General features: G+C 63.8%; 20 protein-coding genes and 1 pseudogene. 12 read left to right on the top strand and 9 right to left on the bottom strand.

The features are described from left to right. Window positions 1-194: 194 nt before the first annotated feature. Together X751_RS158785 and X751_RS158790 are read right to left on the bottom strand one after the other, a co-directional pair. Window positions 195-752 carry an HNH endonuclease gene (locus X751_RS158785; RefSeq protein ID WP_008874122.1) on the bottom strand — a complete coding sequence of 186 codons (558 nt, stop codon included), beginning with the start codon at window positions 750-752 and terminating at the stop codon, window positions 195-197. Between the two features lie 127 nt (window positions 753-879). After that, entirely contained in the window at window positions 880-1521 is a 642-nt protein-coding gene (locus X751_RS158790) for a DNA-3-methyladenine glycosylase (RefSeq protein ID WP_023685318.1), read from the bottom strand. 74 nt (window positions 1522-1595) lie between these two features. Between X751_RS158790 and gluQRS the strand changes: the two genes are divergently transcribed. After that, the gene (gene gluQRS, locus X751_RS158795; RefSeq protein ID WP_023686689.1) at window positions 1596-2471 is read left to right on the top strand and encodes a tRNA glutamyl-Q(34) synthetase GluQRS; all 876 of its coding nucleotides are present in this window, start codon (window positions 1596-1598) and stop codon (window positions 2469-2471) included. Here gluQRS and X751_RS158800 read toward each other — a convergent pair whose 3' ends face one another. Then, window positions 2472-2759, bottom strand: coding sequence for a hypothetical protein (locus tag X751_RS158800; protein ID WP_023671677.1), 288 nt, complete (start codon window positions 2757-2759; stop codon window positions 2472-2474). A gap of 219 nt (window positions 2760-2978) precedes the next feature. Between X751_RS158800 and X751_RS0132745 the strand changes: the two genes are divergently transcribed. Then, window positions 2979-3854: a DMT family transporter gene (locus X751_RS0132745; protein WP_023671676.1), complete on the top strand. Its 876-nt coding sequence runs from the start codon at window positions 2979-2981 to the stop codon at window positions 3852-3854. On the opposite strand, the gene X751_RS0132740 is transcribed toward X751_RS0132745, so the two are convergent. Beyond that, on the bottom strand, window positions 3851-4702 hold the full coding sequence (locus X751_RS0132740; RefSeq protein WP_023671675.1) for a YihY/virulence factor BrkB family protein: 852 nt from the start codon (window positions 4700-4702) through the stop codon (window positions 3851-3853). The two genes, X751_RS0132745 and X751_RS0132740, sit on opposite strands and share 4 nt — an antisense overlap. Before the next feature lie 60 nt (window positions 4703-4762). Here X751_RS0132740 and X751_RS158805 point away from each other — a divergent pair, with 60 nt between their 5' ends. The 7 genes from X751_RS158805 (at window position 4763) to X751_RS158835 (ending at window position 10192) form a co-directional block, all read left to right on the top strand. Then, window positions 4763-5629: an SDR family oxidoreductase gene (locus tag X751_RS158805; protein ID WP_081732471.1), complete on the top strand. Its 867-nt coding sequence runs from the start codon at window positions 4763-4765 to the stop codon at window positions 5627-5629. Between the two features lie 24 nt (window positions 5630-5653). Then, window positions 5654-5845, top strand: coding sequence for a twin transmembrane helix small protein (locus X751_RS158810; protein ID WP_023671673.1), 192 nt, complete (start codon window positions 5654-5656; stop codon window positions 5843-5845). A 19-nt stretch (window positions 5846-5864) separates the two neighbouring features. Further along, complete coding sequence (locus tag X751_RS158815; protein ID WP_023671672.1) at window positions 5865-6446, top strand: cob(I)yrinic acid a,c-diamide adenosyltransferase; 582 nt, start codon at window positions 5865-5867, stop codon at window positions 6444-6446. 31 nt (window positions 6447-6477) lie between these two features. Further along, entirely contained in the window at window positions 6478-7278 is an 801-nt protein-coding gene (locus X751_RS158820) for a rhomboid family intramembrane serine protease (RefSeq protein ID WP_023694012.1), read from the top strand. A 215-nt stretch (window positions 7279-7493) separates the two neighbouring features. Continuing rightward, complete coding sequence (locus X751_RS158825) at window positions 7494-8243, top strand: electron transfer flavoprotein subunit beta/FixA family protein (protein WP_023694013.1); 750 nt, start codon at window positions 7494-7496, stop codon at window positions 8241-8243. Window positions 8244-8263: 20 nt separating this feature from the next. After that, window positions 8264-9193 (top strand): electron transfer flavoprotein subunit alpha/FixB family protein, encoded by a 930-nt coding sequence (locus tag X751_RS158830; RefSeq protein WP_023685323.1) that lies wholly within the window; start codon window positions 8264-8266, stop codon window positions 9191-9193. A 120-nt stretch (window positions 9194-9313) separates the two neighbouring features. Then, window positions 9314-10192 (top strand): 3-hydroxybutyryl-CoA dehydrogenase, encoded by an 879-nt coding sequence (locus X751_RS158835; protein WP_023671668.1) that lies wholly within the window; start codon window positions 9314-9316, stop codon window positions 10190-10192. Between the two features lie 27 nt (window positions 10193-10219). Here X751_RS158835 and X751_RS158840 read toward each other — a convergent pair whose 3' ends face one another. From X751_RS158840 to X751_RS158845, 3 genes and pseudogenes are all read right to left on the bottom strand, one after another. Beyond that, window positions 10220-12154, bottom strand: coding sequence for a PAS domain S-box protein (locus tag X751_RS158840; RefSeq protein ID WP_050592347.1), 1935 nt, complete (start codon window positions 12152-12154; stop codon window positions 10220-10222). A gap of 202 nt (window positions 12155-12356) precedes the next feature. Continuing rightward, a pseudogene (locus X751_RS01000000163540) lies at window positions 12357-12991 on the bottom strand (NrsF family protein). A 1-nt stretch (window position 12992) separates the two neighbouring features. Then, the gene (locus X751_RS158845) at window positions 12993-13544 is read right to left on the bottom strand and encodes a sigma-70 family RNA polymerase sigma factor (protein ID WP_023671665.1); all 552 of its coding nucleotides are present in this window, start codon (window positions 13542-13544) and stop codon (window positions 12993-12995) included. Between the two features lie 204 nt (window positions 13545-13748). On the opposite strand from X751_RS158845, the gene X751_RS158850 reads away from it, so the two are divergent. The 3 genes from X751_RS158850 (at window position 13749) to X751_RS158860 (ending at window position 17561) form a co-directional block, all read left to right on the top strand. Next, entirely contained in the window at window positions 13749-14756 is a 1008-nt protein-coding gene (locus tag X751_RS158850) for an iron ABC transporter substrate-binding protein (protein WP_023744003.1), read from the top strand. Between the two features lie 154 nt (window positions 14757-14910). Then, window positions 14911-16482, top strand: coding sequence for an iron ABC transporter permease (locus X751_RS158855; RefSeq protein ID WP_023744002.1), 1572 nt, complete (start codon window positions 14911-14913; stop codon window positions 16480-16482). Next, window positions 16479-17561 (top strand): ABC transporter ATP-binding protein, encoded by a 1083-nt coding sequence (locus X751_RS158860; protein ID WP_023744001.1) that lies wholly within the window; start codon window positions 16479-16481, stop codon window positions 17559-17561. Before X751_RS158855 ends, X751_RS158860 begins: the two co-directional genes overlap by 4 nt. Window positions 17562-17596: 35 nt before the next feature. Here the strand turns inward: X751_RS158860 and X751_RS158865 are convergent, their stop codons facing one another. Both X751_RS158865 and ugpE read right to left on the bottom strand, forming a co-directional pair. Continuing rightward, window positions 17597-18658 (bottom strand): sn-glycerol-3-phosphate import ATP-binding protein UgpC, encoded by a 1062-nt coding sequence (locus X751_RS158865; protein WP_023744000.1) that lies wholly within the window; start codon window positions 18656-18658, stop codon window positions 17597-17599. A gap of 7 nt (window positions 18659-18665) precedes the next feature. After that, entirely contained in the window at window positions 18666-19514 is an 849-nt protein-coding gene (gene ugpE, locus X751_RS158870) for a sn-glycerol-3-phosphate ABC transporter permease UgpE (protein WP_023694018.1), read from the bottom strand. Window positions 19515-19520: the final 6 nt, after the last annotated feature.

Genomic DNA, 19520 nt, shown 5'->3' with positions numbered 1-19520 from the left:
TCTCCCCGTGTAGTGACGGGGAGAAAGACGCAGTCATCGATGGTTTCGCCAATCCCGAACGCTGAAAAAAGGGCGCCAGATTTGCAGCCAATTCCCTTCTCCCCGTCACAATACGGGGTGAAGGTGGCGGCAGCCGGATGAGGGGCAGCACCTGACATCGGCGATTGCCCTGGCAAGGCCGATCGGGCCAATCCCTACGGCTCCAACTCCACATCCCAGTAGAGATAATCCATCCAGCTTTCATGCAGATGGTTGGGCGGGAACAGCCGGCCATTGTTGTGCAGGTCGTGCACGGTCGGCTGGTAGGGCTTCTGCAGCGGCCACATCTTGGCGTGCGCCGGCATCATGCCACCCTTCCTCAGATTGCAGGGTGAACAGGCGGCCACGACATTCTCCCACGTCGTCGCCCCGCCGCGATGGCGCGGGATGACGTGGTCGAAGGTCAGATCCTCGGGCGTGCCGCAATACTGGCACTGGAAGCGGTCGCGCAGGAACACGTTGAAGCGGGTGAATGCCGGGTGCCTCGACGGCTTCACATAGGCCTTCAGGCTGACGACGCTGGGCAGCTTCATCGAAAAGGTCGGCGAAGACACCGCATGCTCGTATTCGGCGACGATGTTGACCCGGTCGAGGAACACCGCCTTGATGGCGTCCTGCCAGGACCAGAGCGACAAGGGGTAATAGCTGAGCGGACGGTAATCCGCATTCAGCACCAGCGCAGGAAGCCCATCCGGAGATACGGCAACCGTCACTTGTTGACCTCCTCGTTCTAGAACCGATCGGCGCGGATACTGTAAGCCCGACATGACAGGGATGTGAAGCGGATTGTCATCAGCCAAAAGCGGCAAAAATGCAGGATTTTCATGCTTTTTTACGGTTTCAGGCCGGAGGTGCTGCGTCCCGGCCCCTGGTTTCGCGATAATATGACCAGAAAAGCCGCGATGCGACACCTCGCCACGGGCTCCATGATTCGGCCAGGGCGATCAGCGTTTTCTCCGGCGGACGCGGCTCGATGCCGAGCGCGTGGCCAACCGCGCTCTGCAGCGCGACGTCGCGCGCGGGGAAAATATCGGGGTGGCCGGCGGCAAACAGGAGATAGACTTCCGCCGTCCACGGGCCGATGCCCGGCACCGCGATCATAGCCGCGATCGCCTCTTCGGCGTCGAGCGAACAGAGGTGATGCAGGTCGAGCCCCTCAACCACGGCCTGCGCAACCGCGATCAGACCGCGCTGCTTCGGCCGCGACAGCCCAGCCTCACGAAACATGTCCTCGCCGGCGGCAAGGATCGCCTGCGGCGTTAGCGGATCGACCAGTTTCACCAGCCGGCCGAAAATGGCATCGGCGCTCGCACGGGATACTTGTTGCGAAACGATAATGGAGGCCAGGCTTCGAAAGCCGGGCTCCGACAGCCGCAGCGGCACCTCGCCGGCCATGCCGCGCACCTTTTCCAGGCGCGGATCGATTGCGCAAAGCGCATCCAGCCCGCGCGCAATATCGTCCAGTGTCGCGATGCGCTGCATGTTTTCTTGTTCCTGAACCGACCTCACGGTAGCAATTGGCAAAACCGCTGCACAACCCGATTGCCGCTTGTGAGATGACGCTCCTGACATTCCGCTTCGCGCCGAGCCCGAATGGCGAACTGCATCTCGGCCATGCCTATTCGGCACTGCTCAACCAGCAACTGGCGCGTGCGGCCGGCGGCCGCCTGCTGCTGCGCATCGAGGACATCGACACGATCCGCTGCACGCCTGAATTCGAGGCCGGCATCTTTCGCGACCTCGAATGGTTAGGTCTCGAATGGGAACAGCCGGTGCGGCGCCAGGCCGAGCATTTCTCCGACTATCAGGCCGTGCTCGACCGGCTGGTCCGCGAAGAACTCGTCTACCCTGCCTTTATGAGCCGTGGCGAGATCAGGGCCTTCATCGCCGACAGCGAAAAGCGCGGCCGCGGCTGGCCGCGCGACCCGGACGGCGTGCCGCTTTATCCCGCCGCCGACAAGGCGCTGCCGGTCAGCGAACGCAACCGCCGCATCGCCGAAAATGCGCCCTTCGCCTGGCGCCTCGACATTGATGCAGCGCTGGCGCGCGTCGGCACGGATTTGTCCTGGCGCGAATTCACCAACGAGACGCTTTCGGCGACGCAGCGAGTCGAGGCGCGTCCGCAGGACTGGGGCGACGTCATTCTGGCGCGCCGCGACATCCCGACCAGCTATCACTTGGCCGTCGTCGTTGACGACGCTCTGCAAGGCGTCAGCCATGTCGTGCGTGGCCGCGACCTTTATTCCGCGACCGGCATCCAGCGCCTGCTGCAGGAACTGCTCGGCCTCGGCCAGCCGCAGTATTTCCACCACCGTCTCATACTCGGACCGGATGGGCGCAAACTGTCGAAGAGTTTTGCTGATACCGGCCTTGCCGCGCTGAGGCCGGCAGGGATGTTGCCGGACGATGTCAGGCGGCTGGTCGGGCTCTGACTAAAGCCGGGCCAGCCCCGCCTTGAGCAGCGCCAACGCGCCTATAAACGCGAAGGCGCCGCCCAGTCCCCAGGCAACCGCGAGCTTCAGATCTCTCAGGACGATGCCATGTTCGTTCGCGGCCATGACCGCGGCGAAAAAGCCGAGCGTGAACAGCAATGTGTTGCCGGTCGACCCAAAACCGTCCTCCTGCATGATGGCGTCGAGCGCTGAACCGAAGAAGAAGCCAAACACGGCCACACTGGCCACCGTCATCAAAAGCCAGCTTGTGTCGAGATGCAACAGCATGCGCGCTCCCTGTCGAAGCCAAAACGCCATGTCGCCGGATCCATCGACAGAAGTCGATTGCCCTGACGCCGCCCTTTGAATTCGGCCACCTCCTACATCAGGATGAGCTTATGTACCAATTGTTTCGCTTTGCTTGCCGGATTGAACCGCATTAGAGCAATTGCCGTATTTGTCTCTTCACCGAATCGGACCTCTCCACCGGAAACGGCTTCCCCGAAAATGCACAGTCTCAAGCGGTTCATCCCCGCCTCGTTTGTCGTCCTATGGGCGACAGGTTTCATCGGCGCGCGCTACGCCATGCCCTGGGCCGAGCCCTTCACCTTTTTGGCGGCCCGCTTTGTCATCGCCGCCTTGCTGCTCGCCGGCCTGATGCTCGTGCTTGGCTCGAAGCGAGCCACAAGGGCAGAAGCGCTTCACGCCACGGTCTCTGGCATCCTCATGCATGGCATCTATCTCGGCGCCGTGTTCTGGGCGATCCACAGGGGCATGCCCGCCGGGCTTTCGGCGCTGATCGTCGGCCTGCAACCGCTGATCACCGCCGTGCTTGCCGGCCGGTTCCTCGGCGAGGCCATCCTGCCGCGCCACTGGGCCGGCCTTGCCGTCGGCCTTGTGGGGGTGATCATCGTGCTGTGGCCAAAGCTCGGCGCTCTCGGCGGCGGCGTTACGCCCGAAACCCTGGCGGCGTCGCTGGTCTCGGTGCTGGGCATGAGCGCCGGGACCATCTGGCAGAAGCGCTATGCCTCGGGTGGCGACCTGGTGGCGGCGACGATGTGGCAATATATCGGCGGCGGCTCGCTGATGATCCTGGCTTCGCTGGCCCTTGAGACCCACACGGTGATCATCAACGGCGAACTGATCTTCGCCATGGCCTGGCTGGTCCTGGTGCTGTCGATCGGCGCCATCTTCTTGCTGATGGTGATGATCCGCGACGGCGAGATGTCGAAGGTCGCGTCGCTGTTCTACCTGGTGCCGGCCGTCACCGCTGTCATCGCCTGGGCGCTGTTCGGCGAACGGCTCAGCCTCGTGCAGATCGTCGGCATGGCAATCGCGACGCTCGGCGTCGGGCTGGCCACGGCTCGGCCAGCCAAAACCTAGCTGCCGACACGCGCGCGCGCTTCGAGAAAGCGGCTGATCGCCGCATTGAGTTCGCCGCCGAGGATGAAGATCGCCGACAGCATATAGAGGAAAACCACGGCGATCATGATCGAGGCGAGGCCGGCATAGGTCGTCACATAGGACGAGAAATGGTCGAGGTAGGTCGCGAACATCGTCGAGCCGACAAGCCACGCAGCCAGAGTGAAGATGATGCCAGGCACCAGCGAGACAAAGCGGCGCTTGCCCGCCGGCAGCCAGTAGTGGACGGCAAACAAGCCACCAATGATGACGGTTGAGGCGATGACGTAGCGCCACAGCGTGATCGTGCCCGTATAGGGTTTGATCCACTCGAAATGAGCTTCCGCCAGCCGCGCCAGCAAAGGCGCAAAGACCAGGAGCACGCTGATCGCCAGGAAACCGGCCGTCGCGATCAGCACGAAGAAAATGCTCTGCACCCGGCGGTAGATGATGCCGCGCGTTTCGGCGACGCGGTAGGCGCGGTTGAGCGAGGTGCGCAGCGCCTCGATGCCGTTGGAGGCGAAATAGGCCGCCAGAAGCACGCCGTAGGTCAAAAGATCGGTGCGCCGCACGGTCAGCACGTTGAGCACCTCGCGCGCGATAGGCTTGGCGATCTGTTCGGGCCAGGTGTCGAAGACCAGGTGCACGGCAGTATCGGCGAACGCCTGCGCACCGAGGAAGCTCGCCAGCGTGGTGGCGAAGATCAGGAACGGGAACAGCGCCATGAGCGAAGTGATCGCCAGATGGCTGGCCATGGCCCAGCCGTCATCGGTGTTGAAATGGCCAAGCGCGTCATAGAGCACGCGGCGCAGCACGACGATATTCCGCATCAAGAGCCGCGTTCCCTTCGATTGTCTCGACGCCGCGAATATGGGAAGGGATTGTGGCAAATGGCAACCCTTGCTCAAACCACGATGCCGCCTGCCAAAGAGTTGCGCACCATCATCGTCACCGGCGCCTCGTCCGGGATAGGCGCCCACTGCGCCCGTGCGCTGAAGGCGGATGGCTGGCGCGTGTTTGCAACGGCGCGCAAGCCGGATGACATAGCCGCACTTGAAGCCGACGGCATCGAGGCCTTTTATCTCGACTACCGTGAGCCGGATTCCATCGCAGCACTTGCGGCATCGGTGCTGGAGCGGACAGGCGGACGCCTCGACGCCCTGTTCAACAACGGCGCCCATGCACAGCCCGGCGCCGTGGAAGACCTGCCGGTTGCGGCATTGCGCGAGCAGTTCGAGGCCAATTTCTTCGGCTGGCACGACCTCACACGACGCATCGTACCGGTAATGCGTCGCCAGGGACATGGCCGCCTCGTTCATTGTTCCTCGATCCTTGGGCTAGCGCCGGTGCCTTTTCGCGGCGCCTACTCAGCCTCCAAGCACGCGCTCGAAGGCCTGATGCTGTGCATGCAGCAGGAACTCAGGGGCAGCGGCATCCATGTCTCGCTGATCGAACCGGGGCCGGTGACCTCGAAAATCGCCAGCAACGGGCTGTTCTGGTTCCTGAAAAACATCGACCACGAGAATTCCGTCCACCACGTCGCCTATGCCGCGCAGCTGGCGCGGCTTCGGGCCGGCGGCAGCTCATCACGGCTGAAAAAGGGGCCGGAGGTGGTCTATGCGGCCTTGCGCCATGCACTTCTGTCGCGGCGCCCGCGCCCGCACTATGTGGTAACAGTGCCGGCCAGGATTGGCGTGATGCTCAAGCGCATCCTGCCGGCATCGATGCTCTACCGCGTTCTGGCCGGACGCGCCTGATCGCAACAGAACTGGGAACAGATCATGGCAACCGTCATCAAAGTCCTCCTCGTCCTCGTCATGGTCGCCGTGGTGATCGTGCTTGTCCGCGGCCTCATCAACATGATGCGCGGCGGCTCCGGTGTGAGCTCGAACAAGCTGATGCAGGCACGCGTGCTGCTGCAGGCGCTGGCGTTGGCACTGATCCTGCTGGTGGTGTATTTCACCCGCAAGTGACGGCCGTTCGGGAGGCGACGTGGTCAAGCTCAACAAGATCTACACCCGCACCGGCGATGACGGCACCACTGGCCTCGGCACCGGTGAACGCAGGCTGAAATCCGACCTGCGCGTCGATGCCTACGGCACCGTCGATGAAGCCAATGCCTGCATCGGCATCGCCCGCCTGCACACAGCGGCAAGTTATCCCGCCATCGACGCCATGCTGTCCCGCATCCAGAACGATCTGTTCGACCTCGGCGCCGATCTCGCCGTGCCCGACGACGGCAAGCCGCTCGGCTACGAGCCGCTGCGCATCATCGCCTCGCAGACCGACCGCGTCGAAAAGGATATCGACCTTCTCAACAAGGATCTGCAGCCGCTCAAATCCTTCGTGCTCAATGGCGGCACGCCGGCGGCGGCAGCACTTCATCTTGCCCGCACCGTGGCGCGACGGGCCGAGCGGATCATGGTGGCGCTGGCGCAGGACCCGGCCGAACATGTCAATCGCGAGGGGCTGAAATACATAAACCGCGTCTCCGACTTTCTGTTCGTCGCCGCCCGTGCGGTCAATGACAACGGAAATGCCGACGTGTTATGGGTGCCCGGCAAGAACCGCTGAATTTTCTCGAAGGCGGGAAAGGGCTTGGGGCATGTTCATCCCGCTTTACGACTCCAACAGGTTGCGCCACATCCGGCTGCAATATGTGACGATCGGCCTGATCGCGGCCAACGCGTTGGTCTTTCTCATCACCACGATCGGCGGCGAAAATTTCAACAATGCCGCCGTGCTCGGCCTCGGCTTTATTCCTTCCGTTGTCCACGATACGGCAGAACTCTCGCCCCAATTCGTCGTCATTCCGGAGAGCCTGAGTTACCTCACCTATGCCTTCCTGCATGCCGATATCTTTCATCTCGGCGGCAACATGCTGTTCCTGTGGGTGTTCGGCGATAATGTCGAGGACGCACTCGGCCACATCCGCTACCTCATCTTCTACCTGCTTTGCGCCATCGCCGGCGCCTTCTTGCAGGGGCTCGTCGCCTGGAGTTCGGAGGTTCCGCTGATCGGCGCCTCCGGCGCCATTGCCGGCGTCGTCGCCGCCTATCTGGTCCTCTACCCCCGGGTGAAAGTGTGGGTGCTGGTCTTTGCCCGGATTCCGCTGCGTATCCCGGCCTTCATCCCGCTGATCCTGTGGATCGGCTTCCAGGTGGTGATGTTTGCCGCCGGCGGCGAAAACCAGATATCCTGGGCCTGCCATATTGGCGGCATCATTGCCGGTGGCGTGCTGGTGCTCATCATGCGCAGCCGCGGCGTGCCGCTGCTCGCCGGTGGCGACGGCGAGCCGCAACCCGCCGATCAGCCAGCCGCTTCTACTGGGCCGGCGCCAGCCGGTCCCGCTCCCGTGCAACCTGAGACGCGTTGGGGCCGGGGTGGCGCTTCCGGTCACAAGTGAACCGATTTGGGTGGTTTGGCCGCTGCCGTGGCATATTGACGTGTTGCGTCGCCACAACTACGGAGAGCGCCACCGCTAGGCGGCAGAAGACAAGAATTCCGTCCGGCCAGAATTCCGTTTGGCCGGAATTCAGTCAGGAATGTCGGCTTTCGACAACTCTGCGGAGGCGCACGCTGCTATAGCGCGCCCGGATATCTCAGGAGAGGTGACAGACAATGAAGATCCTTGTGCCCGTGAAGCGGGTTGTGGATGCGAACGTCAAGGTTCGCGTCAAGGCCGATGGTTCGGCGGTGGAACTCGCCAACGTCAAGATGGCGATGAACCCGTTCGACGAGATCGCGGTGGAAGAGGCGCTCCGGCTGAAGGAAGCCGGCAAGGCCGAAGAGATCATCGTCGTTTCGGTCGGCCCGCAGCAGGCGCAGGAAACGCTCCGCACCGCGCTCGCCATGGGCGCCGACCGCGCCATCCTGGTCAAGACCGACGAGCAGACCGAGCCGCTCGGCGTCGCCAAGGTGCTGAAGGGCGTCGTTGACGCCGAACAGCCCGGTCTCGTGATCCTCGGCAAGCAGGCGATCGATGATGACTCGAACCAGACCGGCCAGATGCTGGCCGCCCTGCTCGGCTGGGCACAGGGCACTTTCGCCTCCAAGGTCGTGCTCGACGGCGACAAGGCCAAGGTGACGCGCGAAGTCGACGGCGGCCTGCAGACGGTGGAACTGAAGATGCCGGCGATCATCACCGCCGATCTTCGCCTCAACCAGCCGCGCTATGCCTCGCTGCCCAACATCATGAAGGCCAAGAAGAAGCCGCTCGACGAAAAGAGCCCGGCCGATTACGGCGCCGACGTCAGGCCGCGCCTGAAGGTGCTCAAGACCGAGGAGCCCAGCGGCCGCAAGGCAGGCGTGAAGGTCAACAGTGTCGCCGAACTGGTCGACAAGCTCAAGAACGAAGCCGGCGTGCTCTGAGACTGGAAGGAACAGATAAAATGACCATTCTCCTCATCGCAGAACACGACAACGCCAGCCTTTCCGACCAGACCGCGAAGGCGCTCTCGGCGGCGCTGCAGATCGGTTCGGACGTGCATGTGCTGGTCGCCGGCAAAGGCGCCAAGGGCGCGGCCGACGCCGCTGCCAAGCTCGAGGGCGTGAGCAAGGTGCTGCTGGCCGAGGCCGACGAACTGGCCGAGCGCCTCGCCGAACCGCTCGCCGCACTCGTTGTCTCGCTGGCCGGCGCCTACGACACCATAATCGCGCCGGCGACCTCGTCGGGCAAGAATGTCGCGCCGCGCGTGGCGGCCCTGCTCGATGTCGCGCAAGTCTCCGAGATCATCGAAGTGGTTTCACCAGACACGTTCAAACGGCCGATCTATGCCGGCAACGCCATCCAGACGGTGCAGTCGAGCGACGCCAAGAAGGTCATCACTGTGCGCACCGCCTCCTTCCAGGCTGCCCCGGAGGGCGGCTCGGCAGCTGTCGAGACGGTCAAGGCCGCGGCCAATCCCGGCCTCTCCACTTTCGTCGAGAACAAACTCTCGGAAACCGACCGTCCGGAGCTGACCTCGGCCAAGATCATCATTTCGGGCGGCCGCGCGCTCGGTTCCTCGGAAAAGTTCCAGGAAGTCATCCTGCCGGTCGCCGACAAGCTCGGTGCAGCCGTCGGCGCCTCGCGCGCTGCCGTCGACGCCGGCTACGCCCCGAATGACTGGCAGGTCGGCCAGACCGGCAAGGTCGTGGCGCCTGACCTCTATATTGCCGTCGGCATTTCCGGCGCCATCCAGCACCTTGCCGGCATGAAGGATTCGAAGGTCATCGTCGCCATCAACAAGGACGAAGAGGCGCCGATCTTCCAGGTTGCCGATTATGGCCTGGTCGGCGACCTGTTCGTCATCCTGCCGGAACTGCAAAAGGCGCTTTGACGCTTTCTGCCAAAGCGTATTAAATTGTGAAAGGGTGGGGTAGACGAAGCTGCCCCACCCTTTTAGTTTGCACTGCACAAAAAGCAGGCCGCAAAGGCCTTTTCGACGGGATCGCTGCAAATGGCCAAGATCGAGACGATCGGCATCATCGGCGCCGGCCAGATGGGCGGCGGCATCGCGCATGTATCAGCACTTTCGGGTTTCAAGGTGCTGATCTACGACGTCTCGCCCGACCGTATCGAGAAGGGCATTGCCACGGTCAGCGGCAACATGGCCCGCCAGGTCGGCTCCGGCAAGCTTGAGGAAAAGCTGCGTAACGAAGCGATGGCGCGCATTTCCGCAGCCCCCACCATGGCTGATCTCGCCGGTGCCGATCTGGTTATCGAGGCGGCGACCGAGGACGAGACGGTCAAGCGCAAGATTTACGCGCAGCTCTGTCCCCAGCTCAACCCGGAAGCCATTCTGGCGACCAACACCTCGTCGATTTCGATCACCCGGCTTGCCGCGCAGACCGACCGTCCTGAGCGTTTCATCGGCATACATTTCATGAACCCCGTGCCGCTGATGAAGCTGGTCGAACTGGTGCGCGGCATCGCTACCGAGGATCAGACCTTCGAGGCGGCCAAGGCCTATGTGAAACAGCTCGACAAGACCATCACCGTCTCTGAAGATTTTCCGGCCTTCATCGTCAACCGCATTCTGTTGCCGATGATCAACGAGGCGATCTACACGCTCTATGAGGGGGTCGGCTCGGTCGATGCCATCGACACCGCCATGCGGCTCGGCGCCAACCATCCGATGGGACCGCTGCAGCTCGCCGATTTCATCGGCCTCGACACCTGCCTGTCGATTATGCAGGTGCTGCATGACGGCCTGTCGGATTCGAAATATCGCCCCTGCCCGCTGCTGGTGAAATATGTCGAGGCCGGCTGGCTCGGCCGCAAGACCGGGCGCGGCTTCTACGACTATCGCGGCGAGCATCCGGTTCCGACGCGCTAACCACCAGAACGAAAGTTCCGTGCTCCCTCAGGACGCCGCTGCAAGCGGCGGCTCTGCTTGGCCTCTTGACCCGGTATCGTCAGGCGCCACGGAAACACAGCCGCGGCCGGCGGCCTTGGCCGCATAGCAGGCAGCATCGGCCCGGGCGATGATCTCGTCGACTTCACCGCTGTTGCTGTGGATTGGCGCCAGCCCGATGCTGGCATCGATCGCATGCGGCCGGCCGTCCCAGCTGAACTGCAGGCCGCGGATGGCGTCGATGACCGAGCGCGCGGCAATCCTGGCGCCGGCGCTCGAGCCGGCTTTCAGGACGACCGCGAATTCGTCGCCGCCGAGGCGGGCCACGATATCCTCCGGCCCAAGCGCACCGCGAATGGCCTCGGCAACCCGCTTCAGCAAGGCGTCGCCGGCGGCGTGGCCGCCAGTGTCGTTGACCAGCTTGAAATGATCGAGATCGATGAACATGAAATGATGCTCGCCCGCCGGCCTGGCCGTGCCGGCCTTGCGGCTCCGGTCGACCAGTTCCTCCATGGTGCGGATAAAGCTCGAACGGTTGGCAAGGCCGGTCAGCGCATCATGCGCGGCGGCATAGGCGAGTTGGCGCTGCAAGGCGCGCGCATCTGTGAAGTCCTGGAAGACGATGACCAGGCCGCAGAACTCCTGGCGGTCGTTCATGATCGGCGACACCACCTGGCGGATGCTGCAGCGCGTGTCGTCGCGACGGATGAGGACGGCGCGACTGTTCTGGTCGGCAGGGCTGGCGCTGCCGAGCGCCGGCCGCGTCATGCCGATCCTTTGCCCGGTTTCTTCGTCCACCGCCCAGTAGACATGGCCAAGCGTCTTGCCGAGCGCCTCTGCGCCAACAACGCCGGTGAGCTTTTCGGCGACAGGGTTCATGAAGGTGATGCGGTTTGCGGCATCGGTGCAGATGACGGCGTCGCCGATCGACTGCAGCGTCACCCTCAGCCGCTCCTTCTCGTCGGCCAGCATTGCCGCCGATACGATGAGGCTTTCCTCGGTTTGCTTGCGCTGGGTGATGTCGGTCAGGCTGCCGATGGCCCTGACCAACCTTCCGTCCTTGTCGCGTTCGAGCGTCTTGCCGCGATCAAGGATCCAGACCCAGTGGCCATCCTTGTGGCGCATCCGGAACTCGGCTTCGAAGAACGGTGTCCTGCCCTCCAGATGGGCACGATCGGCTTCGGCCACGTTTTCGCGATCGTCGGGGTGGATCATCGCCAGCCAGCGGTCGGGGTCGCCGTCCAGCTCGCCATCGGCATAGCCCAGCATCTTCACCCAGGTGGCGGAGTAGGTGGTGCCACCCTTGCGCATGTCGAGGTCCCAGACGCCTTGTCCGGCGCTGGCCAAGGCAAAATTCCAGCGCGTTTCGGCCTCGGCTATGCGCGCCTCGGATTGCTTGCGCGCGTCGATATCCTCGATCTGCGAGACCAGGTAGAGCGGGCGGCCGCTCTTCTCGTCACGAATGACGGAGCCCGCAAGATGGGCCCATACCGGCGTGCCGTCCTTCCTGAGGTAGCGCTTTTCGAAGTGGAAAGCGTTGACGGTGCCCGCCCGCATGCCGTCCATCGTCTCACGGCCGATCTGCACATCGTCGGGATGGGTGATCTGAAAGAAGGTCAGCGCCTCGATCTCCTGCTTGCTGTAGCCGAGCATGGCGGCGAAGGCCGGGTTGGTTTCGTGGATGCGGCCGTCGAGGCCGACAATGGCGATGCCGATCGCCGAATCCTCCATGGCGCGGCGGAAACGCTGCTCGCTTTCGGCGATCTGCCGGCGATCGTCCAGTATCCGGTAAATGAACAGGGCGGCGAGTATCAGCGCCACGGCGGCGACCGGCACCGATATCTGCAGGCATAGCTTCAGCACTTCGGCGCTGAGATCGAGCCGCGACAGCAGGAGCGCGACCACGGCAGCGCAAAGCCCTCCGGCCGCAAGCACCAAAGCCACGTGACTGTCAGCCCGCAGGCTTTTTCGCTCTCGTCGCATCACTGTGCATGCCACCCCATGCGCAACACATTTCTGCAAAAAACACTGGATGATCGATTTTAAGGAAAGGTTGCGCCGGAGCCACCGGCAACACGGTGAACCCGCAAACAATTGCCGGCATGATTAAGGATCGGTGATTATTGGGCGATCTTGGACCGCCCGGTCACCAGCGCACGAAGAACCGTCCCCCGAGCGCGCCCAGACCGGCGAGGACGGCGATGGCGAGCGTGTACCAGGTGGCGACGAAAAGCGGCGAATCGTCGAAGCAGTGCGCGGCGTAGAAGGTCGCCGCCAGGCCGCCGGCGAGCAGTCCCGCGGCCGCCCCGGCCAACACCGGCCGCGTCGGCGCGCCATAGCGCAGCATCCACAGGAAGACGGCAAGCGGGCCGATNTCAGCGGGATGAAGCCCATGCAGATCATCATGTTGGAGCCGACCATGCGCGTGCTCCACATCGGCTCCGGCACCATGAACAGTTCGAGAGCCACCGCCACGGCCACCAGCAGCGGCGCCGCCAGCATCCAGGCCGCGGCTCTTGCCGTCGAAGCGCCCGGCGTCGACAACGCCCGGACCAGGCCAAAGGCGGTGACGGCGAGCACGATGGTGAACACGAACTTCGCCAGGAACCGCATCGTGTGCATGGCGGTCATGATGTCGGGACGCGGGCCGATGGTGAGAAAGAAGACCAGAGCCGCGATCACCGCCGCGGCTGCCGCCGCCATCCACCAGGCCGAGCGCAGCGGCATCGCCTTGCTGCTTGTGTCGGCGTCGAGTGCCTTGATGAGATCCTCCGTCCTCATGTCACTGCCGCCCGAAGCGCCCCTGCCCAAATCGCTTGGCGATCGCGGCAAGCCCGCGATGCAGCGACACCCGCACCGCCGTCTCGCTGACGCCGAGCCTGGCCGCCGTCTCGCCGATGGAGCGGCCGTCGACCGAGATCGAAGAAACGACGGAACGCTGCGCAGCCGGCAGTCCGTCCAGCGCCCGGTTGATGTCGCGTTCGCTGACGGTCTCGGTTTCCGGCTCGGCAAAGGTCTCGGCGATCTCGTCGATCTCGATTTCGATGCGCCGTCCGCGCCGCCGGAAAGCATCGATCAGCTTGAAGCGGGCTATCGCATAGATCCATGGCAACACCGGCGCGTCCTGGCGCCAGGTATGCCGTTTCACATGAATGGCCAGCAAGGTTTCCTGCACGACATCCTCGGGATCGACCCCGCCCTGTACGATCTTGCGCCTCGCAAAGCCGCGAACCAGCGCGGCGATCCGGTGCAAAAAGTCGGCGTAGGCCCTTTCATCTCCCGCGATCGCGGCCCGCATCAGCCGGGAAAGCTCGGCCTCATCCTTGCCGCTCACAAGAGTTCACTCCCCGATCTTCGCGCCTCGGCACCGATTTGTTACGTGTCCGGCGAAATGATGTCCAAGCCAAAGTGCCGCAAAATCACGAAAGTTTGCGGGAGCGGCGACCGATTGAAGCAGCCGAGCAATGTTGACTACTGCTGTCAGGTATCGATAGGTGCAGCCTGCGAAACCAGAACCACCGAGATTGAGGATGACGCCATGAGATACACGCTCTCCACCCTAGCGGGGGCCACAGCGCTGGCCGTGAGCATGATCGCCGGGCCGGCGATGGCCGCGGATGCCGGCATCATCGTCTACAACGCCCAGCATGAGAGCCTGGCCAAGGAATGGGTCGAAGGTTTCACCAAGGAAACCGGCATCAAGGTCACGCTGCGCAATGGCGGCGACAGCGATTTCTCCAACCAGATCGTCGCCGAGGGCGCTTCTTCGCCGGCCGACGTGTTCCTGACCGAAAACTCGCCGGCGATGACCCTGGTCGAAGCGGCGGGCCTTTTCGCGCCGGTCGACGCCGACACGCTGGCGCAAGTCCCGGCCGAATTCCAGCCGAGCAGCGGCAGATGGGTGGGTGTCGCGGCGCGCAGCACCGTCTTTGCCTACAACAAAACCAAGCTCACGGCCGAAAAGCTGCCCAAATCGATGCTCGATCTCGCCGATACCGCCTGGAAAGGCCGCTGGGCAGCCTCGCCTTCCGGCGCCGATTTTCAGGCCATCGTCAGCGCGTTGCTCGAGCTCAAGGGCGAAGCCGCAACCGCCGACTGGCTGAAGGCCATGAAGGAGAATTTCACCGCCTACAAGGGCAACGGCACGGTGATGAAGGCGGTCAATGCCGGCGAGATCGAAGGCGGAATCATCTACCACTATTACTATTTCGGCGATCAGGCAAAGACCGGCGAAAACAGCAAGAACGTCGAACTGCATTATTTCAAGAACCAGGATCCCGGCGCTTTCGTCTCGATCTCCGGCGGCGGCGTGCTCGCCTCGAGCAAACACCCGAAGGAAGCCCAGGCGTTCCTCAAATGGGTGACCGGGAAAGGCGGCCAGGACGTGCTGAAGACCGGCACGTCCTTCGAATACGCTATCGGCAAGGACGCGCAGTCCAATCCCAGGCTGGTGCCGCTGGCCGACCTGCAGGCGCCGAAGGTCGATCCGGCGACACTGAACTCCAAAAAGGTGACGGACCTGATGACGGCAGCCGGCTTGCTTTAGGCTGGGTTCGTCCTAAAAGGGCAACGATTGCGCTCCTGCCGGACTTTCCGCAGGAGCGCTCTGTTTTCGAGATGGCATTGTCCATGACAACACATTGCGTTTCCGGCCGCGCCTGCGGCGCCCCCGCCCCGGCGGCAGTGGCGCGGTCGAGCTGATGCAAACTGCGGTCGATCTCGCACGTTCAGGCCAGACAGTCGGGCGGTCCCGCCGGAAGCCCATGTCCTGGATCGCGCTTGCCGCCATAATTGTCTCGCTGCTGTCGCTGCTGCCGCTGGCGTTCATCATCTGGATCGGTGTGCAGATCGGCTGGGACACTGCTTCGGCCCTGGTCTTCCGGCCGCGCGTCGGCGAACTTCTGGTCAACACCGTGCTTCTGGTGGCGCTCACCGTGCCGATCGCCACCGTGCTGTCGGTGACGCTGGCATGGCTGACCGAGCGCAGCGACCTGCCCGGCGCCCGCCTGTGGGCTTGGCTGTCGGTGGCGCCGCTCGCCATCCCCGCCTTCGTGCATTCCTACGCCTGGATCACCATGGTGCCGACCTTGCACGGCCTGTGGGCCGGCGTGCTGGTCTCGGTTCTCGCCTATTTCCCGTTCCTCTATCTGCCGCTGGCGGCGGCTCTGCGCCGGCTCGATCCTGCTTTGGAGGACGCAGCCGCAGCACTCGGCCTTGGACCATGGCGGGTGTTTTGGCGTGTCGTGCTGCCGCAGCTGAGACTGGCCATTTGCGGCGGCGCGCTGCTGGTCGGCCTGCATCTGCTGGCCGAATACGGCCTCTACGTCTTCATCCGCTTCGACACTTTCACCACGGCGATCGTCGACCAGTTCCAGTCGACCTTCAACGGTCCCGCCGCCAACATGCTGGCCGGCGTCCTGGTGACTTGCTGCTTCGTGCTGCTCGCGCTGGAGGTGCTGGTGCGCGGCGAGGAACGCTATGCCCGCGTAGGCTCGGGTGCCGCGCGCCGCCAGCAGCGCACCAGGCTCGGTCGCGCCACCCTGCCCTGCCTGGCTCTGCCTGCCATCGCCACGCTTCTCGCCATCGGCGTGCCCTTCGTCACCATCGGCCGCTGGCTGGTCGCCGGCGGCGCCGATGTCTGGCGTTTGGACGAGATCGGCCTGGCGCTTGGCCACACGCTGTTCCTGGCGCTGGCCGGCGCCTTGCTTGCGACCATCGCCGCCATGCCGATGGCCTGGATCTCGATCCGCGCGCCGGGACCGCTGCAGCGGCTGCTCGAAGGCTGCAACTACATTGTCGGTTCGCTGCCCGGCGTGGTCATCGCGCTGGCCTTGGTCACCATTACCGTGCGCATCGCCATGCCGCTCTACCAGACGCTGTTCACCATCCTGGTCGCCTATGCGCTGATGTTCCTGCCGCGCGCGCTGATCAGCCTCAGAGCCTCGATCGCGCAGGCGCCGGTCGAGCTCGAACGCGCCGCCGCCAGCCTTGGCCGGCCGCCGCTGAAAGCGCTGTGGTCGACGACGATCCGCCTGTCGGCGCCTGGCGCCGCCGCCGGCATGGCGCTGGTGGCGCTCGGCATCATGAACGAACTGACCGCCACCCAGATGCTGGCGCCCAACGGCACGCGCACGCTGGCCATGGCGTTCTGGTCCTATAGCGGCGAGATCGACTATGCCTCGGCAGCGCCTTACGCCTTCATCATGGTGGCGATGTCACTGCCGCTGACCTGGCTGCTCTATGTCCAGTCGAAACGGATGGCCGGGCGATGAGCTTTCTCGAAATCAGTGGCCTCACCAAGCACTACGGCCCGGTCGCAGCCCTTGCCGGGGTCGACCTCAGCGCCGCCAGCGGCAGTCGCACCGCCATCGTCGGCCCGTCCGGCTGCGGCAAGACCACCTTGCTGCGGCTGATCGCCGGCTTCGAGGCGCCCGACCAGGGCCGCGTCGTGCTCGACGGCGAAGTGCTGGCCAATGGCGGCCATGCGGTGCCGGCGCACCGCCGCGGCATCGGCCTGGTGGCGCAGGATGGCGCCCTGTTCCCGCATCTCAGCATCGGCGACAATATCGGCTTTGGCATGGCCCGCGGCGAGGACCAGCGCGCCGAGCGCATCGCCGAGCTCGCCTATACCGTCGGGCTGGACAAGGCGATCCTCAAGCGCCGCCCGCACCAGCTCTCCGGCGGCCAGCAGCAGCGCGTGGCGCTGGCCCGCGCCATGGCGATGAAGCCCAGGCTGATGCTTCTCGACGAACCGTTCTCGGCGCTCGACACCGGTCTGCGCGCCTCGATGCGCAAGGCGGTGGCCGAACTACTCGAAGCCGCCGGCATCACCACCATCCTGGTCACCCACGACCAGGCCGAGGCGCTGTCCTTCGCCAGCCAGGTGGCGGTCATGCGCGACGGAAAGTTCTCTCAGATCGGCACACCGCGAGAACTCTATCTGCAGCCGAAAGACCGCATGGTTGCCGAGTTTCTTGGCGACGCCATCATCTTGCCGGCAAAGATTTCAGGCGGCTTCGCCACCTCCTCGCTTGGTCGCATAGCCGTCGACTCGAAGGAGCGGCGCGACATCGCCCGCATCATGCTGCGACCGGAGCAGGTGCAGGTAAAGCGCACGTCGCGCGAAGGCATGTCGGGTCCTGCGGGCACGATATTCGCCGAGGTGACGGACTCGGAATTCGCAGGCTCGATGTGCACCATTGCCGTGCGGCTGTTGAACAACCCCGATCCGCCGGACGCCGCGGCGATCGGCAGCACACCGCTGACCTTACGCAAGCCGGGAATCGACGCACCTGCCGTCGGCGAGATCGTGCGTCTGACAGTTTCCGGCAAGGCGCATGTCTTCGCCTGAACTGCCGATGCGTCGGATTGGCGCGAGCGGCTGCGTCAATCGACTCGTTTCCCAGCATTGTCGAACCAATGCAGCTTCTCGGCCCTGGCCACGACGCGCAGTTGATCGCCGGGTTTGGCCGTGGCGCGGCCGGCCACACGCACGACGATGCGGTTGCCGCCGGCGGCACAGTGAAGAAAGCTTTCGGCTCCCACAGGTTCGACCGCCTCGACCGCCGCAGGCAGAATAAGCGCGCCGGATGATGCCTCGGCACTGAAGGTGACGTCGGCATCCTCAGGGCGGAAGCCAAGCGTGGCGGCGTTCGTAGGCGCGAAGTCAACCGTCTTGCCGTCGGTCAGCGCCGGACCAGCCGGTCCTTGCGAAAGAGGCAGAAGGTTCATCGGCGGCGCTCCGATGAAGGAGGCGACGAAGGTCGACGCCGGCTTCTCGTAGATGTCGAGCGGCGCACCCGTCTGCTCGACCAATCCGCCATTCATGACGACGAGAATATCGGCCAGCGTCATCGCCTCAAGCTGGTCATGGGTGACGTAGACCGAGGTGACACCGAGCGAGCGCTGCAAATTCTTGATTTCGACCCGCATCTGGCCGCGCAGTTTGGCGTCCAGGTTGGAAAGCGGTTCGTCGAACAGGAAGACTTTCGGATTGCGCACGATTGCGCGACCCATGGCCACGCGCTGGCGCTGGCCGCCGGAAAGCTCGCGTGGGCGCCGGTCGAGCAGCGCCGTGAGTTCCAGCACCTTGGCGGTCGAGCGAACCCTGCTGTCGATCTCGTCCTTGGGAGTACCCCGGTTGCGCAATCCATAGGCCATGTTGTCGTAGACCTTCATATGCGGATAGAGCGCATAGTTCTGGAACACCATGGCGATGTCGCGCTCGGTCGGACCGATCGTGTTGACGATCTTGCCGTCGATGGCGACGATGCCGGAAGAAATGGTCTCAAGCCCGGCGATCATCCGCAGCAGCGTGGACTTGCCGCAGCCGGACGGCCCAACCAGAACGCAAAGCTCCTTGTCGGGAATGGCGATCGAGACACCCCTCACCGCCTCGACGCCGCCGGGATAGACTTTCTTCACATCCTTCAGATCGACGGTCGCCATCAGCTTCTCACTTTTCGGTATCGACCAGTCCGCGCACGAACCAGCGTTGCATCAGCACCACGATCAGGATCGGCGGCAGTATGGCCAGCATCGCGGTGACCATGACCAGATGCCATTGGGTATCGGCATCGGCGAAGGAAACCATCTTTCTAAGTGCGATGACGATGGTGTTCATGTCGTTGCTGTTGGTGACGAGCAGCGGCCACAGGTACTGCGTCCAGCCATAGATGAAGAGGATGACGAACAGTGCTGCGATGTTGGTGCGCGACAGCGGCAACAGGATGTCGAAAAAAAAGCGCCATGGCCCGGCGCCGTCGACACGCGCCGCTTCCACCAACTCACCTGGAATGGTCATGAAGAACTGGCGAAACAGAAGCGTGGCGGTGGCCGAGGCGATCAGCGGAATGATCAGGCCGGCATAGGTGTCGATCATGCCGAGATCGACCATCACCTTGTAGGTCGGCAGGATGCGCACCTCGACGGGAAGCATCAGGGTGATGAAGATCAGCCAGAAGAAGACCATCCGAAGCGGAAAACGGAAGAACACGATCGCATAGGCCGAAAGGATCGAGATGAAAATCTTCCCCACCGCGATGCCGAGCGCCATGATCGTGGTGTTGAGCAGCAATCGGCCGACACTGACGCCGCCGATGCGGCCGACACCGCCGAACAGCGCCTCGCTGTAATTGTTCCAGACCTGGTCGCCGGGCAAAAGAGGCAATGGCGGCTTGAGGATGGTCTGCAGCGTCTGCGTGGAGGCAACGAAGGTGTAGTAGATCGGGAAAGCGACGATCAGGATGCCCAGGATGAGCACGGCGTGGGCGATGAGGGCGCGAAGCGGGGACTGACCAATCATCGCTCG

Origin of the sequence: Mesorhizobium sp. LNJC394B00 (genome assembly GCF_000502555.1) — a bacterium.
GTDB lineage: Bacteria > Pseudomonadota > Alphaproteobacteria > Rhizobiales > Rhizobiaceae > Mesorhizobium.
The sequence above is the reverse complement of the archived record's forward strand: the minus strand, read 5'-3'. Positions and strand labels throughout refer to the sequence as shown.

Excerpts from the sequence above, each read along its gene's own strand:
- X751_RS158790 (WP_023685318.1), bottom strand. The coding sequence starts at position 1,521 with ATGCAGCGCATCGCGACACTGGACGATATTGCGCGCGGGCTGGATGCG.
- gluQRS (WP_023686689.1), top strand. The coding sequence starts at position 1,596 with ATGACGCTCCTGACATTCCGCTTCGCGCCGAGCCCGAATGGCGAACTG.
- X751_RS158800 (WP_023671677.1), bottom strand. The coding sequence starts at position 2,759 with ATGCTGTTGCATCTCGACACAAGCTGGCTTTTGATGACGGTGGCCAGT.
- X751_RS0132745 (WP_023671676.1), top strand. The coding sequence starts at position 2,979 with ATGCACAGTCTCAAGCGGTTCATCCCCGCCTCGTTTGTCGTCCTATGG.
- X751_RS0132740 (WP_023671675.1), bottom strand. The coding sequence starts at position 4,702 with ATGCGGAATATCGTCGTGCTGCGCCGCGTGCTCTATGACGCGCTTGGC.
- X751_RS158805 (WP_081732471.1), top strand. The coding sequence starts at position 4,763 with ATGGCAACCCTTGCTCAAACCACGATGCCGCCTGCCAAAGAGTTGCGC.
- X751_RS158810 (WP_023671673.1), top strand. The coding sequence starts at position 5,654 with ATGGCAACCGTCATCAAAGTCCTCCTCGTCCTCGTCATGGTCGCCGTG.
- X751_RS158820 (WP_023694012.1), top strand. The coding sequence starts at position 6,478 with ATGTTCATCCCGCTTTACGACTCCAACAGGTTGCGCCACATCCGGCTG.
- X751_RS158825 (WP_023694013.1), top strand. The coding sequence starts at position 7,494 with ATGAAGATCCTTGTGCCCGTGAAGCGGGTTGTGGATGCGAACGTCAAG.
- X751_RS158830 (WP_023685323.1), top strand. The coding sequence starts at position 8,264 with ATGACCATTCTCCTCATCGCAGAACACGACAACGCCAGCCTTTCCGAC.
- X751_RS158835 (WP_023671668.1), top strand. The coding sequence starts at position 9,314 with ATGGCCAAGATCGAGACGATCGGCATCATCGGCGCCGGCCAGATGGGC.
- X751_RS158850 (WP_023744003.1), top strand. The coding sequence starts at position 13,749 with ATGAGATACACGCTCTCCACCCTAGCGGGGGCCACAGCGCTGGCCGTG.
- X751_RS158855 (WP_023744002.1), top strand. The coding sequence starts at position 14,911 with ATGCAAACTGCGGTCGATCTCGCACGTTCAGGCCAGACAGTCGGGCGG.
- X751_RS158860 (WP_023744001.1), top strand. The coding sequence starts at position 16,479 with ATGAGCTTTCTCGAAATCAGTGGCCTCACCAAGCACTACGGCCCGGTC.
- X751_RS158865 (WP_023744000.1), bottom strand. The coding sequence starts at position 18,658 with ATGGCGACCGTCGATCTGAAGGATGTGAAGAAAGTCTATCCCGGCGGC.
- ugpE (WP_023694018.1), bottom strand. The coding sequence starts at position 19,514 with ATGATTGGTCAGTCCCCGCTTCGCGCCCTCATCGCCCACGCCGTGCTC.